Source organism: Vibrio sp. Vb1127, assembly GCF_033338735.1.
GTDB lineage: Bacteria > Pseudomonadota > Gammaproteobacteria > Enterobacterales > Vibrionaceae > Vibrio > Vibrio alginolyticus.
In genome coordinates this window covers 559810-574853 of the sequence record NZ_JAWOTF010000001.1, presented here as the reverse complement: position 1 = coordinate 574853, position 15044 = coordinate 559810, and the positions used below count along the sequence as shown (strand labels likewise).

Genomic DNA, 15044 nt, shown 5'->3' with positions numbered 1-15044 from the left:
ATGTTTTCCCTGTTTACTCGTCTATATGTGGGGTTAGTTACTGGCCTTGCGCTGACTGTTGCTTTGTTTCTCTTTATGGGGGAAGAGTACATGCGCAAAACAGAAGTCGGTGTTTTTTTGAGTGACGGTGCTTATTTTGTCGATCAATACATTGAGCAACGAGGCACTCCGGATTCTCTCTACAAGAAGTTAACCGAAAACGGCAAGCAAGATTTCTTTATCTTTGATTTAACATTGGTTGAAAACTGGGACGGATCACCGCCTTGTCGAGATTGTAATCTGCTGTACCGTATGCAAGGGATACCTGTTTATCTTATTGATGGCAGTACCTATGCTGCGGTATTCCCTTTGCCTAACACTTCGAAGAGTTTAGTTTTCAAAGAAAAAACGGATTTCTTTAGCCCACACGTTGATTGGAATGAAGATTCTGAGATTGTATTTATACTTACTCTACTTTTGGTTGTTGTATGCAGTTTAGGCATTATGGTTTACATACCTGTACGACGTCTTGACCGCCAAATTCGGCAACTAACGGCTGCGCAACAACAATTTGGTTCTGGTGAGTTGAATACGCGAGTCGAGCTAAAGCAATTTTCGCAACCCGTGAAAGAGCTCGCCCAAGGCTTCAACTGCATGTCTGAAGAGATTGAGAGACGAGTGCGCCAAACACACATCTTTACTCAAGCTATTCCTCATGAAGTGCGCACTCCGCTGAGTCGTATTCAGCTAGCGACGGATTTAGCTCGACGCACGAGTGGTGAAATGCAGGCAGAGTTACATGACGATATTGAACGATACGTTGATGTCGTGACGGATTTAACGTCCGACATTGTCATGCTGTCTCGCTTGAGTGTGAAAAACCACTCATGGATCGATTCTGTTGAAACCATGGAACTGCCACTTTGGTGTAAAAGCCGCATGAATTACCTAGGCTTAGAGTCCGCCATGTTGAGAGCAGAAAATAAACTCGCGAACCAATTGATTCACTTTCAGCCTACTTTGGGTAACCTTGTCCTCGATAATTTACTGCAAAACGCCAAGCGTTATGGTGAGTCCTGCGTTGAGGTGACGATTCGAACGGTAGCGGATTGCTGGAGCATCGATATTGAGGACGATGGTCCGGGCATCCCTGAGGCGATGCGAGAAGAAGTATTTATGCCATTTTCGCGCTTAGACAAAAGCCGCAACGCCGACATGAAAGGCTTTGGTTTAGGGCTTGCCATCGCTACCAGTGCAGCGCGGCAACTGGGGTGGGAGCTTTCTGTCGGCGAGAGTCACTTAGGCGGCGCACGTTTTACGGTGCTTATTCCTGCCAACGGTTAGAGTAGGCACTGCGGTAGTCTGGCTCTGCGATACCTTCATACAAATCGTCACAAGCTTGCAGTGGACCTACGACGGTTCGGTAGGGTAGGACACCTGCCCAAACAGGGATGTCCATGTCTTCCGCATCGTCGTTGACGCCAAAATTGCTGATTTTCACTGATGCCTCCGTGAGCGGGATACGCAGTAGCATGGTGGCTTTGAGTTCTTTTTCATTACTCAAACGGACTTGTTCTGTTCTCCCCGGAGCGATCTGTTCAATAAAGTGATTCAGCAACCTGTCTTTCTCTTGGTTATCTTCCACCACCTCAAACTGGCCAAAGACCACAGCACTGCGATAATGCGCACTGTGGTGAAACGCACTTCGAGCCAATACCCAACCATCAAACAAAGTAAAGGTTAAGCACGTTTGCACTCCTTGTTTGAGTGAGCGTAACAGTCGACTGTTGTTGGCACCATGGATATACACGTAATCATCGACACGCCATGCCAGCATAGGGATGACCACAGGGCCTGACTCGTTGGTTATCGCAATATGAGCGATTAGGCTTTCATCTATGATGGCGTGCAGTTTGCTAACATCAGAGACGGCTTTATGTGCGCCTTTCTTAATTTCCGTTCTATTGGTGTTGGATAGCATTTTCTCTCCTTGTTTGCTCACGATTACGAGCGATTGATCCTCATTCTTTGATTGCAATGTAGCGTTTAACTGGTAGCTTAAAGAGAGCCACTTTTAACTAATGGATGGATCCAGTTTGTCTTTGATTGATATCGGTGACCTGCATTTAAAAGACAGTGATGGAACGCGTCAGCAAGCGTTGTTTTTTGCTATTCGCAAGAAAATTGTTCAAGGACTGTGGATGAAGAATGGGAAGCTGCCTTCTACGCGGAAGCTTTCACAAGAGCTTAATCTAAGTAGGAATACCGTGATTTCTGCCTACGAACAGTTAGTGGCGGAAGGGTACTTGAACAGCCAAAAAGGTTCTGGTTTTTATGTTGCCGTAGAACTGCCAGAGCAGTACTTGCCTGAACCTAGTTCAGTTCAGAGAGACTCATCACCGAAAGCTCACTTTGATATCAACCGCGCATTTGCACCGGGTGTGCCGGATTTGGACGCATTTCCGATGGCGCAATGGCAAAAGTTACTCACTCGCCATATGTCTCGTACTTGCTTGTTGGGGAATCAAGATATTCAGGGCAGTTGGACATTACGCTGTGCTTTAGCTGACTACCTTGCATCTAGCCGTTCAGTGAATTGTTCTCCAGAGCGCATTATTATTACCTCTGGGGCGCAGCAAGCGTTGTCAATTGCGACGATGGTAGTGCTCAAACAAGGTGATAAGGTTCTGATGGAGCAACCAGGTTACGCGCAAATGCGGAAGTTGATTCAGTTCCAAAACTATCAATTTGAGCCTTTGTTCGTAAGAGAGAAATTAGGTTTTGATGTGGAAGCGGTGACCTCAAGCGATGCCGATGCGCTGTATATTACACCAAGTAATCAATATCCGATGGGCACCACACTCAATACCGAGCAAAGAGGAAAGATCATCAACTGGGCGGTCGAACAATCAAGTTGGATCATCGAGGACGATTATGACAGCGAATTTCAGTTTGCTCATCGTCCCTATACCAGTTTACAGGGGCTAGCAGCTCAAATGGGTCGAGATGATCGCGTGTTGTATGTGGGTTCCTTCAGTAAAGTGATGTTTAACGGATTGCGGCTTGGCTACCTTGTAGTTCCTGAACGTTTAGTAGAGCAATGCTTAGTGGTTAAGGACGCGTTAAGTGGTGATTCGCCGACGCATACACAAGAAGCATTGGCAGATTTTATTACTGAAGGTGGGTTATTACGTCATATTCGAAAAATGCGTCGACTGTACAAAACTAAGCATGAACAGATGCATTTATCCATTCAACAGTATTTTGGCGACCGTGTTTGCGTCGTTAGCCAAGCGGCGGGGCTTCATATTACGTTGAAATGGCAAGACGGTATGGATGAGCAGCGTTTTACAAAAATGGCAGAGCATGAAGGGATCATCTTGCGACCTTTGAGCTATTATGAACCCCCAGATTTTCAAGCACGTCACTGGCATGGTGCCGTGCTTGGTTACGGCAATATCGCGTTAGAGAACATAGACGCTGGTATCCAACGTTTAGCTCACATATTTCGAAATGGGAAGCGATGACTATTCAACTACACGTGTTTGTCGCTTATGTCGCCACTGTTTCCAAGGCAGTAAAAGTAGAGTAAAAATGCCAAGTGCATAAAACATTGACCAGCCTAAACATATAAAAACACCGGTACAAAGCAGTAGGGACAGTCCCGCAAGTGTTTTACCAAATCCTCGAAGCAATTTGAAAGCGGCTAACATCGCCAACATGTAAACCAGAACGAATACACTGTTTGCGAGTTTTAGGAAAAACTCCAGATCGAGCTGTGATAGGGTTCCTATCACACAAGATATCAATAATATACCGCCAACTAATATGGTGGCTGAGAAAGGGACACCACGACGTGAAATCTTGGCTAGTGGACTAGAAGGACGATGTTCACGAGCTTGAGCCCAGACCATTCGCGCTAGACTCTGTGTGTATAAGTTAACGCTCGCGAAACAAGCGGAGAAACCTATCAAGCTGATTATCCATTTGGCTCCATCGCCTAGTAGTTGGGCACTAAGCCAGGGGATGGATGCGTTATCAAATTGAGCGTTACCATACGCGCCAAATTTTAAAATAACGACAGAGCATGCCCAATAGGTAGCCCCTGCTACAAAACAACCGACCACAATGGCAATAGGGAAATCTCTTTGAGGGTTTTTGAACTCTTCCCCCATATGGGCAAAAGCCTCTATGCCAACAAAACACCAGAACATCACGCCTAACGCTGCGGTAATAGGCCAAATTGACTCTTGTGTGATGGCGGGCATCACAAGATCGGCGCTGTTAACGTCGCCTTTCCATAAAAATGCGCCAACAAGTGCGAAGACACTCAAAGCAATAAGAGTTTGTAAATGACCTGATGATTTTGTGCCCATCAAGTTGACGAACACAAGTAGTACTACCGTCAGAATTTGTGCAAACAGATTGTTGCTAATAGGCTCTGGCAATATTTGTTGTAGGAAGCCTGCGGCGAGTGCAATCGCGGCCGGAACCCCTACCGGAATGACACTAACAAATAGCCAAGCGACACTACTTTCCAGTTTGGCGTTAAAGGCTTTGCGTACAAAAAAGGCTGTTCCGCCCGCGTTGGGGTATCGTTTACCCAGTTGAGCAAAAGTCAGCGCAATAGGACAAATCGCGATGAACAATAAAATCCAAGCCCATAGTGAAAAATGGCCAGCTATACCTGCTGCGATAGCCGGGATCATAAACAGCCCAGTTCCCATTAATGTGGTGGATAACTGTGCGATACCTGATGTGAGTGAAATGTCTTTTTTGAGCTCTTCCATGCGAATTGATTCATCCAATGTTATGAGGCTTATTACGAAAAAGCTTGTGGCTTCTGGTTATTTCGTTTTATGTGTTTAAGCGATGCTATTTATGTGCTGAGCACTTAAGTTGGGAATTTGATTTCAATGTGTTATCTATTTTCTGTTGAAATGGATAACAGCACTCATCTCATGCCCGCCAAATAGCATATCCAAAATGTTAATAACAAAATGATTTACTAAACCGTCAATATGACGGTTGTTTTAAATAATTCCAACAAAATGTTGGTTTCTTATGCAGTTAGAATCGGTATAGAATGAGAAAAATAAGGAAAGCTTGGTAACGGTATGGACAAGTTTGATCATAAGATTGTGGATCTGCTCAGGCACAACGCTCGGCTGTCGGTGACTGAAATTGCGGATAAAGTAAACCTTTCTCGTTCTGCGGTAACGGCCCGTATTCGTAAGCTAGAGCATGACAAAGTGATTCTAGGGTATCACGCTGAAATTGCACCTTCGGGTGGGGATTCGATTTGCGCCTATTTTGCCTTAAAGTTCGATAAATCAACCTCTACGTATTATTGCGAATCATACGCGGACGAGTTATACAAAATTGATGGCGTAAAATGGTGTCATGCGATCAGCGGTGAGACGGACATGATGGTTTTTGTCGAAGTGCCTACGATGGCTCGCTTGAACGAAATCAGAGATCAAATTCAACGATATCCAGAGCTTCGAAACCTGATGACTCATACCGTCTTAGCTGAATTCTTTAACACGACTGGGAACCTGTTTGTGAAGTGACCATGAATGGATGCCATGTTGAAAACCCTTCTGAGCGAATATGTTAAACAACATTAATTTGAATCTACTTAGATCCTTGCATGTACTTTTAGAGGAGTGTCATGTCAGCCGGACCGCAGACCGTTTGCACATTACGCAGTCTGCCGTCAGTCGACAGCTTGCACAATTGCGCGATCTGTGTGGTGACCCACTGCTTATTCGTCAAGGTAATCAACTGATACCAACGCCACGAGCAATAGCGTTAAAATCAAAGCTTGATGCATTACTGGCTGAGTTTGACCATTTACTCGATGACCAACCTTTTGAGCCGCGGCAGTGGCAAGGTGAGCTTGTTATTGCTTCTAGTGACTACGTGGCGCAATACGTATTGCCCGATATTGCCTCTCACTTGGGTGAACAAGCGCCACAGTTAGATATGGCGTACCGACTGTGGCAACCCAACTTTCTTGATAAACTTCATGAGACGGGCATCCATATCGCGTCTTCTATGTATCCAGAAAAACCACAGAGTGTGTCGAGCGTTAAAATTGGTGAGGATTCATCAGTTTGTTTGATGAAATCTTCTCATCCGTTAGCAAAGCAGGACCAGATCAGTATTGAAGACTTGATTTCATATTCACACATCAAAGTGACTGGCGGCGGAGACAAAGATTCCTACACTGATTTAGCATTGAAAGAGCTAGGGCACACCCGCCACGTTACCTTTAAGGTTCCATTCTTCTCTGCTGCGATCAATCGCTTAGTTGCAAGTGAGCACCTGATGGTGGCTCCTGAACATATTGCCGTTAACCTCGCTAAGCATTGGGACTTAACCCATAAAGCATTACCACTCGAAACACCTATTCATCAATATTGGTTAATGTGGCACCCCAAATACGACACGGATCCTGCGCATAAATGGGTGCGAGAAGAGATTCGCTCAGTAATGCAAATTTCTGAATATTCCATTCGCTAATACGTACACCGTTTAGCTATGACTTGAAGTCATGATTAGTATGAATAACTTTGATTTCTAATTATACCTCTTCCGTTGATAGAGTGAGCTTCAAAGAGGGGAGATTCTTATGACACTAACAGTTTGGTTATCACTTTTTACCGTGTGTTTATTAGGGGCTATGTCACCAGGTCCCAGCTTAGCTATTGTCGCTAAGCACTCGTTGGCTGGTGGACGTATCCATGGATTAGCTACGGCTTGGGCTCATGCGTTTGGCATTGGTATATATGCGTTTATTACCTTGATTGGTCTCGCTGTTGTTTTGCAGCAAAGCCCGATGCTGTTCAAGACGATTAGCCTTGTGGGTGCGGCATATCTTGCGTATTTAGGGTTTAATGCTTTGCGTTCAAAAGGTGGTGTGGCTGCGAAGTTGGAGTCAGGTGAGGAGACAACGGTAATCCAGTCTGCGCGAGAAGGCTTTTTTATCTCGATTTTAAGTCCCAAAATTGCTTTGTTTTTTATCGCATTATTCAGTCAGTTTGTCGCGCTCGGTAATGATTTGAGTAATCAGATGATCATTGTTGCCACGCCGTTTGTTGTGGATGGGCTTTGGTACACTTTTATTACCCTAGTGCTATCGAGCTCTAAAGTCGTTGACAGAATTCGCTCTAAGGCAGTGTTGATTGATCGTTTGTCAGGGGTAGTACTCATGCTGCTGGCTCTTAGAGTGGTCGTAACGGTATAGACAAGCTCGCAAGACAGAAATACTAAAAGCAGCCCGTGTGGCTGCTTTTTTGTCTACTCTCAGTAACCCTTACACAATTTACGTAATTCTGACGCTAAACGTTGCTAAAATTAATATTATCAATAGTGTTACTTTGGTTCATATTCTCATTTGCTGTGAAAGCTACTTTCCAACGCATTGTTATAATGAGAACGATAGCCACTTAACGTTAATACTAACAGTGTCGCATATTAAGTCGAGAGTGCTTTATTGGATAAAAACGGACTTTCCTCTTACTTACCCTATGAAAGGGGTAGAGACTCCATGACCGTTTAGAAGGTGAGAGCAATATGCAAAGAATAGTAGATTTAGCTCCAGTAGTAATTTTGACCAGTGTTTGCAGCGTTGCTTGGATATTCTTTTCAACAAAGAGCATTTGGGTGTTTTTTGAACTGTTTGTATTTACGATGCTTGGCTTTGGCCTTTTGTACGGGTTACTACAAAAGGCTGATCCTAAACACTTTGACTTTGTTTTAAACCACATCGATGAAATTAAGAAGGAAGGCAAAGATGCTTGCCTAAGCGGCGCTCCGAAAGAATCCAACCCATACTCTGGTGTCGATGGTGATTTATGGGAGGCTGGTTACACAGCCTCCTACAACAAAAAGATAAAGCAATAAACCGCTAGGTGTTTATTCAATATTGTGCTTTTCAAAAAAGCACCCTGCCATTTTAAGGACAGGGTGAAAGCAAGAAGTTTCTCAGGAGCGGTCGGGGGAGAGAAACTCATCTAAATCTTATTTACTTACCGGCGAACCTCTTCAAATTCACCTTCAATCGCATCTGCTTTACCTGTATTAAATTCATATTCTTCGTGCATTTCTCTCTGCATTTTCTTGACGCGATTTTCAATACGCTTGCCGGTAATTAATGCTGCGATGGTCAACGGAATCGCAATGATCAAGCTAAATACTAACGTAAAAAAGCCGGTAATCAGTGCTAGTGCAGTTACAATAATCCGATTCATAATCATGACCTCTCTGTAATTTATGTGCTCAGATTAATGCTGTGAACATGAACAAAACATGAATGCTGACGTTCACTTTGTCCGGAGAGTGTCAAATGAATGAAACGAAAAAACGCCTGAGGGTGATCAGGCGTATAAACGGGGAAAAATATTAGTAATGCGCATGGCGCTTATTATTTAGAACAAATATGAGATATTGTCCGCTACGCTATGTGGTTAACGTTGTGGAGCAAAGTTCACCTATCGAGGGAATGTTTGGTAACGAACACCCATCATTTGTTCCATACAGTGCACAACTTGGCAGCTGTAACCGAATTCGTTGTCGTACCAGATGTAAAGTACACAACGCTTGTCTTGTGCGATAGTCGCTTGACCATCTACGACGCCTGCATGGCGAGAGCCAACTAAGTCAGTTGATACAATTTCTGTTGAATCGGTGTAGTCAATCTGTGCCGAAAGCTCAGAGTTCAACGCCATTTCACGCAAGTAATCGTTCAGTGAATCACGGTCTACGTCTTCACCTAAGTTTAGATTAGCGACTGCCATAGAAACGTTTGGTGTCGGTACGCGAATCGCGTTGCCTGTTAGCTTGCCTGCAAGCTCTGGCAATGCTTTAGCAACTGCTTTTGCCGCACCTGTTGAAGTCAGAACCATGTTTAGTGAAGCACTACGTCCGCGACGGTCACCAGAGTGGAAGTTGTCGATCAAATTTTGGTCGTTTGTGTATGAGTGCACGGTTTCAATATGGCCAGAAAGAACACCATATTTATCGTTCAGAGCCTTAAGGACTGGCGTGATTGCATTTGTTGTACAGCTTGCCGCAGAGATGATGGTGTCATCTTCTTTAATTACCGACTCATTTACACCGAATACAACGTTTTTGATGTCACCTTTACCTGGTGCTGTTAGCAGTACTTTCTCTGCGCCTTGACACGCTAAGTGTTGGCTCAGGCCTTCAGAATCACGCCAAACACCTGTGTTATCAACAACTAGCGCGTTATTGATACCGAAAGCTGAATAGTCTACTTCGCTTGGGTTATTTGCGTAGATAATTTGGATGTAGTTGCCGTTAACGATCAGTGCTTTACGCTCTTCATCGATAACAATACTACCGTTGAACTGGCCGTGAACTGAGTCACGACGCAGCAGGCTAGCACGCTTCTCCAAATCGCCTTTTTTACCGCCACGAACCACAATCGCACGTAGTCTTAGTGGGTAACCTGGACCACTTTTCTCAATGAGAAGGCGAGTAAGTAGTCGACCAATGCGACCGAACCCGTAAAGAACCACATCACGCGCTTTCAGTGAAGAATCTGCGTCGCGAGCGCCATCAAGTGCAGTGATAAGGAAATCGTTTAGAGAGCTTGTATCGTCATGTTCATTCCAGTACATAGTTGCCAATTGGCCAACATCGACACGGCATGAAGAAATGCTCATTTCACAAAGCGCTTGAATAATAGGCATCGTGTGCTCAAGCGAAAGTGGGTTACCGGTATAACGTCTTGCAACGCGATGAGTTTTGAGAATGTCTATAGTAGTAGCATTAATAAGCGTTTTACCAAACAGAACCACTTCGATTCCTTTTTGACGATATAGCTTACCAATTAGAGGGGAAATAGATTCAGCAATCGTTTGGCTAGTTTGCCAGTCTTGGAGATATTTCTCTGGACTCATTGTTGTATTAGACCTTTCACGTTTTGGGGGCTAACCATACTCTCTGCTGTTGCCTCTTCGGCAGCGTGCAAGAGTGTGGTGGGTTATGTAATCGGGTTGTAATAGTTATGTGTGCGGATTCTAAGGTCGGAGTCCTTATTCTGCTAGGAAAATTAAATCCAGTGTAAAACACTACTTAAGGGGACGTTAGTGGTGGATTAATGTGACTAAAGCAGTGGTTTTCACGTATTGACATTTAGAAAGTAACTTACTTTTTTTGCGATGATAACGTTTGCTTTCAAATTAGTTTTGTTGACAAAAATGGATGTTTTGCATTTTTGTGTGATTTGACTCGATAAGGCAACTCAATAGGTAAACATACAATAGATGATTTCCTGAAAAGTGATGCGACTCTTAGTTGTGAGTGAAATTTTATTGTTTGCATCCAACTTTAAGATCAAAAAACATGACTTAAATCACAATTTCTACTGCATTAGCCGATGATAAAATAGTCACAATAACCATAATCTAGGTAGGTGAATGTTGTTTGAAAGTAACAATGTCGTATATGCCTTTCAATGTAAGAAACTAGTCTAATATTAAATAAACGGATGAAATCAACCATTAGGCTGATGGATGTTGAGATTATCAATAAAAACACGCTTAGCACTCCTCGCACTACTACCCGCTGTGGTAATAGTGGTATTTGCAGTTCAGCAGTTTTCTGATAATGCGTTGCGCGTGAGCCGTCTCAATCAAACGGTTAGCAATATTCAAGGTTTCCAATTGATATCCAAGGCCTCCCACTTTATTTACTCCATAGAGAAAGTACGCCGACAGCCTGATCTTCAAGTCTCTGCAGCCATTAATATTGAAGAACAAGGTGAAGTTATTTCTTCTTTGCATCAAAAGTTTGTGAGTAACCCTAATACTGCTGAGTATGCTGATGAACTGAAAGAAGCCATGCTGGGGGTATTGTCAGGTAGATTGAGTGAGATGGACGACCTGGGTGATTGGGCATTTCAACAGCTCCAAAATATGTCGCGCTCTTTGTTGCAAAATCATCAATGGTATGGCAGTGACGATGGCATTCGCATGCAAAATTTTATTGCCTACCTTGCTCAGCTCTCTTTTTGGACACAGAAAGAAGCTTGGCTGACGAACCGTTTAGTCCAAGACCCTAAGAGTCGGCTAAGTCAAAGCATGTTTTATCAGGCGATTGACCGACAGCAGCAAAATTTGGATGCGTTTTTAAACTTAGGTGGGTCATACGAGCAAGTGGATAAATTGCTTGGCTTGTTTACTTCGCCGAGATATCAGAGAAACTTGGCGTCTCGTGGACAATTAATGTCAGGAGACATGTCACAAAGTGACTACGCCGCATATTTAAAAGAACTCGATTTTCGTGTGCAGCGCTTACAAGTGCTCATTGATGGGTTCACCAAACAAACTGAGCAGTCGCTTCTCACGCAGGTTCATGAACAAAAGGCCAATATAGCGGTGATCAGTTTTGGCGTTGCCTTAGTGGTTATCCTGCTTTGTTGGCTCGGATTTAGTACTTGGTTCCGAGTTAACAGCAAACTCGATGCGATCATTCATACTTTAAACGCGTTGATCAACTCCGAAGAGAAGCAAACAAAAGTCAAAGTTGATGGAAGTGATGAACTGACCATTTTTGCTCAGCAAGTGAATCGAGTGGTTGAAGAAATGCAGAGACAAACTGAAGAAATACTGCATGCAAAAGAGTCAGCAGTATCGGCTAATCGTGCAAAATCTGTGTTTCTTGCCAACATGTCACATGAAATACGCACGCCCCTTAACGGGATCATGGGCATGACAGAAATACTCTCTCAAAGTGAGTTGTCTTCGCATCAACAAGAAGTTGTTGATGACATTGACTCCTCATCTCAAACACTGCTTACTTTACTTAACGATATATTGGATCTCTCTAAAATCGAGTCTGGACGATTGGAGCTGTCACTAGTAGAAGCGGATATCCGAGAAGTCGTGTATCAGTCGATGATTTTATTCCAATCCAAAGCAACATCTAAACAGCTAAAGTTAGGTATTAATTTAGCTGAAAATATCCCCATTCGCGTGATGGTCGATGATCATCGTGTCAAACAGGTCGTTACGAATCTGGTATCGAATGCGGTTAAGTTTACCGAAAGTGGGCATGTATGCGTTGATGTTAGTTATGAGGAGTTACTTGAGAAAGAACGTGGAGTGCTGACGTTTAAAGTAGAAGATACCGGAATAGGCATTGATCAAGATAAGTTAACCACGATTTTTGAACCCTTTACTCAGGAAGATGAAGGAGTGTCGAGGCAATTTGGCGGTACAGGGTTGGGTTTGGCAATTTGTTGTCAGCTTGTGTCGATGATGGGGGGCAAGCTCGTAGCAACATCTACAAAAGGAGTGGGCACATGCTTTGAATTCTCGATTGAGGTTGAAGCAATTCCGGTGTTTGGCTGGCGTTCGGAGGTGATTAATAAAGGGCTTTTGATCTGCTCAAATTACGACTACGCCGACCAAGTATTAAAAGAGTGTCGCTTAGCGAAAATCAATCTCTTTGGTGTTAATAATGTGAATGAAGTGCAAGCGATAAATGATGACTTTGATGTCATATTTCTGTGCCACAGTAACGACGCTAATACCGATGAAATCTTGGATAATCTATCATTTAATTACGATCTTCGCCGTGTGATTATTTGCCAGCATCATTTATCCACTCCCTACGAAAATGCAGAAAAAGTACATGCCGCACTCACATTACCTTTCCTTGGCAATCGATTTAAGCATGTCATTGATGATTTAGCTAAGGTTGAAAAGACTATATCAAGTGACAATGTCACCAATAATGTTGTCAGCTCTGAATATCGAGCGTCGCGCTCTCATCGGAGGATCTTAATTGCGGAGGATAACTTGATGAACCAGAAAATAGCGAGTTTCTTTCTGGATAAAGCAGGTTATGACTATTTGATAACAAGCAACGGTCAAGAAGCGTTAGAAGCCATCACAAAGGGAGAAGAATTCGATGCAATTTTAATGGACTGCATGATGCCCGTGATGGATGGACTGACCGCGACGAAAGAAATTCGTCGTTGGGAAAAGAAAGCAGGACGTGAAAAAACGATGATTATCGCACTCACTGCGAGTGTTTTGGAAGAAGACATCCACAACTGTTTTGCGGCAGGCATGGATGCTTATTTACCTAAGCCGTATAAATCGAACCAGTTATTTGAGCTCTTTAGTGAATTAAAACTCGCCTAGCTAACATTTCAACTTAGACAAGGCGTCAAAACGATAAAGCCCCACTTCAGGGGCTTAGTTCTGATTATTCATTGTTGTGCGTTGGCTTGAGCGCCTGCGAGTTTGCGTATGGTTTGGCGATAGGTTAGGTATGCGGAAACACCAGCTAACAGGTTGCCGATACAAGCGCCTAAGAGTAAACCTCGGATTCCATCCATTTGAGCGCCAACCCACAAGCACGGTAGGAAAAAGACAAACAAGCGCAGCGCTGAAATAGTGAGCGCGGTGTAAGATTTGCCTAATGCATTACAAAGAGAAACCATTAGCATACAAACCCCTAACGAACCCAAACTGATCGGCACTATCAGTAAATGCATTTCCAAGACTTGCTCCACTTGCACATCACTTGTCATCAATAATGCGAGTGGATTTGCCACGGCAAATGTAGTGGCAGCAATCAAAAGTTGGAAACCTAGAATGAATTTTACGGCAATACTGACGAGCCTTTGGATATCTTCATAGTTCTTTGCTCCAAGTAAGCGTCCAACCATTGGAGGCATAGACATTGTCAGCGCCAAGACCGAAACGATAGCAAAGAACTCATAGCGTGAACCAAGCGCCCAAGCGGCGACTGCTGCGGTTCCAAAGCTTGCCAATAATTTTGTTGCTAGCATGGAAGACAACGGTGGTAGCAGTTGGCTAATCATCGCGGGGCCCATAATGTTACCGATAGATGCAACACTTTTGGCTACGTTAAGATCTTGCCATTGTGTCGTTGCCCAGTGATTCTTTTTCACGCGAGGAGCGACGACTAAAATACCAAACCCAAAAGCGACGATGGTTGCTATTGCCGCTCCGTTAATACCCAAGTCAAACGTGAAAATAAATAGCGGATCGAGTACAAGGTTCACGCCGCTGGTTATCATCATCATTGTGCCAGGTAACATTGTATTGCCATTAGCTCGGCAGATACTGTAATAAAAATACAAAACCGCACCAGTCCATGAGCTTAATAACCACCAAGGCCAGTAACTGTCGATTATCGGCATAACAGATTCTGGAGCGCTTAATAGAGCTAAAATGGGGTAGCGCAAAAGCCAAATTAGCCCGCCAAAAATAGCGACACCAATTGAGCCGATCATCAATACTAATCCGCCAAGTTGTTTGGCATACCGACTTTCATTCGCTCCAAGAGCTTTAGAAATGACCGCTGTCGTTGCGATTCCTAGACCGACTTGAATGCCGATAATGACCATTTGCAAAGGCAGAGTGAAACCTTGAGCGGCTAACGGTAAAACGCCGAGCTGACCGATAAACGCGCTATCCACAAGCTGAAAGCTCATTAAAGACAGAACGCCAAAAAGCATTGGCCAGGTCATCGTAAATAATTGTTTTGCAAGCGTTGGTTGTGTACTTGTCGTAGTTGAAGACATAGAAAGCTGAATGCGTTAGAAATAAGAGTTAGATTGATTGTACACGGCGGTTAGTTTAGAGACAAAAATAAACCCCGAGGAAGATATTCTTGCTCGGGGTTCGAAAATCTAGCTTACGCGTTTATTTTTTGCCGCTAGTTTGCTTGTCTTCTTCAGTCAGCTCACGAATGCGACGGCTGATGTCACGACGTGCTTTAGAGATCTCAGCGCTTTTAATGATGTGGTCATCAACACGATCTTCATAGTCTGCTTTCATATTTTTGATGATTGCGACGATTTCATCGTGAGTCATTTCTGGTTTGATGTAGTCTAGAAGGTTTTCTAGAAGATCAACACGTTTACGGTTATCACGAACTTTCTTCTCGTTATCAAGAAGCTCACGTTTTAGTTTGTTTTTACGACGAGCTTGGTTAACGATTTCAAATACGCTACTCATAGTTCTCTTTCCTAATTTTATGAATATCTTCCT

The 15044-nt window shown here is 43.6% G+C and carries 13 protein-coding genes; 7 read left to right on the top strand and 6 right to left on the bottom strand.

All coding sequences use genetic code 11. The annotated features are described in order from the left end of the window. Positions 1 to 1323 (top strand): ATP-binding protein, encoded by a 1323-nt coding sequence (locus tag R7H07_RS02450; RefSeq protein WP_005373622.1) that lies wholly within the window; start codon positions 1 to 3, stop codon positions 1321 to 1323. Here R7H07_RS02450 and R7H07_RS02445 read toward each other — a convergent pair. Beyond that, a complete protein-coding gene (locus tag R7H07_RS02445; protein WP_005385609.1) occupies positions 1304 to 1960 on the bottom strand; it encodes a pyridoxamine 5'-phosphate oxidase family protein in 657 nt (218 codons plus the stop codon). The two genes, R7H07_RS02450 and R7H07_RS02445, sit on opposite strands and share 20 nt — an antisense overlap. 100 nt (positions 1961 to 2060) lie before the next feature. Here R7H07_RS02445 and R7H07_RS02440 point away from each other — a divergent pair, with 100 nt between their 5' ends. After that, positions 2061 to 3506 carry a PLP-dependent aminotransferase family protein gene (locus R7H07_RS02440; RefSeq protein ID WP_065275178.1) on the top strand — a complete coding sequence of 482 codons (1446 nt, stop codon included), beginning with the start codon at positions 2061 to 2063 and terminating at the stop codon, positions 3504 to 3506. Here the strand turns inward: R7H07_RS02440 and yjeH are convergent, their stop codons facing one another. Beyond that, positions 3507 to 4769: an L-methionine/branched-chain amino acid transporter gene (yjeH, locus tag R7H07_RS02435; RefSeq protein ID WP_017819874.1), complete on the bottom strand. Its 1263-nt coding sequence runs from the start codon at positions 4767 to 4769 to the stop codon at positions 3507 to 3509. 327 nt (positions 4770 to 5096) lie between these two features. Here yjeH and R7H07_RS02430 point away from each other — a divergent pair, with 327 nt between their 5' ends. The 4 genes from R7H07_RS02430 (at position 5097) to R7H07_RS02415 (ending at position 7890) form a co-directional block, all read left to right on the top strand. Beyond that, positions 5097 to 5552, top strand: coding sequence for an Lrp/AsnC family transcriptional regulator (locus tag R7H07_RS02430; protein WP_005373615.1), 456 nt, complete (start codon positions 5097 to 5099; stop codon positions 5550 to 5552). 40 nt (positions 5553 to 5592) lie between these two features. Next, positions 5593 to 6507, top strand: a complete 915-nt coding sequence (locus R7H07_RS02425) for a LysR family transcriptional regulator (RefSeq protein ID WP_017819875.1) — start codon at positions 5593 to 5595, stop codon at positions 6505 to 6507. Between the two features lie 109 nt (positions 6508 to 6616). After that, positions 6617 to 7231, top strand: coding sequence for a LysE family translocator (locus R7H07_RS02420; RefSeq protein ID WP_017819876.1), 615 nt, complete (start codon positions 6617 to 6619; stop codon positions 7229 to 7231). A gap of 329 nt (positions 7232 to 7560) precedes the next feature. Next, entirely contained in the window at positions 7561 to 7890 is a 330-nt protein-coding gene (locus tag R7H07_RS02415; RefSeq protein ID WP_005373609.1) for a hypothetical protein, read from the top strand. A gap of 125 nt (positions 7891 to 8015) precedes the next feature. On the opposite strand, the gene R7H07_RS02410 is transcribed toward R7H07_RS02415, so the two are convergent. Together R7H07_RS02410 and R7H07_RS02405 are read right to left on the bottom strand one after the other, a co-directional pair. Further along, positions 8016 to 8237, bottom strand: a complete 222-nt coding sequence (locus R7H07_RS02410; protein ID WP_021035939.1) for a hypothetical protein — start codon at positions 8235 to 8237, stop codon at positions 8016 to 8018. 240 nt (positions 8238 to 8477) lie between these two features. Continuing rightward, positions 8478 to 9911 carry a glyceraldehyde-3-phosphate dehydrogenase gene (locus tag R7H07_RS02405; protein ID WP_005373606.1) on the bottom strand — a complete coding sequence of 478 codons (1434 nt, stop codon included), beginning with the start codon at positions 9909 to 9911 and terminating at the stop codon, positions 8478 to 8480. Positions 9912 to 10526: 615 nt separating this feature from the next. Here R7H07_RS02405 and R7H07_RS02400 point away from each other — a divergent pair. Beyond that, positions 10527 to 13163 carry an ATP-binding protein gene (locus R7H07_RS02400; protein ID WP_206958754.1) on the top strand — a complete coding sequence of 879 codons (2637 nt, stop codon included), beginning with the start codon at positions 10527 to 10529 and terminating at the stop codon, positions 13161 to 13163. Between the two features lie 68 nt (positions 13164 to 13231). Here the strand turns inward: R7H07_RS02400 and R7H07_RS02395 are convergent, their stop codons facing one another. Further along, the gene (locus R7H07_RS02395; protein WP_206958756.1) at positions 13232 to 14575 is read right to left on the bottom strand and encodes an MATE family efflux transporter; all 1344 of its coding nucleotides are present in this window, start codon (positions 14573 to 14575) and stop codon (positions 13232 to 13234) included. A gap of 121 nt (positions 14576 to 14696) precedes the next feature. After that, the gene (locus tag R7H07_RS02390; RefSeq protein WP_005373603.1) at positions 14697 to 15011 is read right to left on the bottom strand and encodes a DUF496 family protein; all 315 of its coding nucleotides are present in this window, start codon (positions 15009 to 15011) and stop codon (positions 14697 to 14699) included. Between the last annotated feature and the right edge of the window lie 33 nt (positions 15012 to 15044).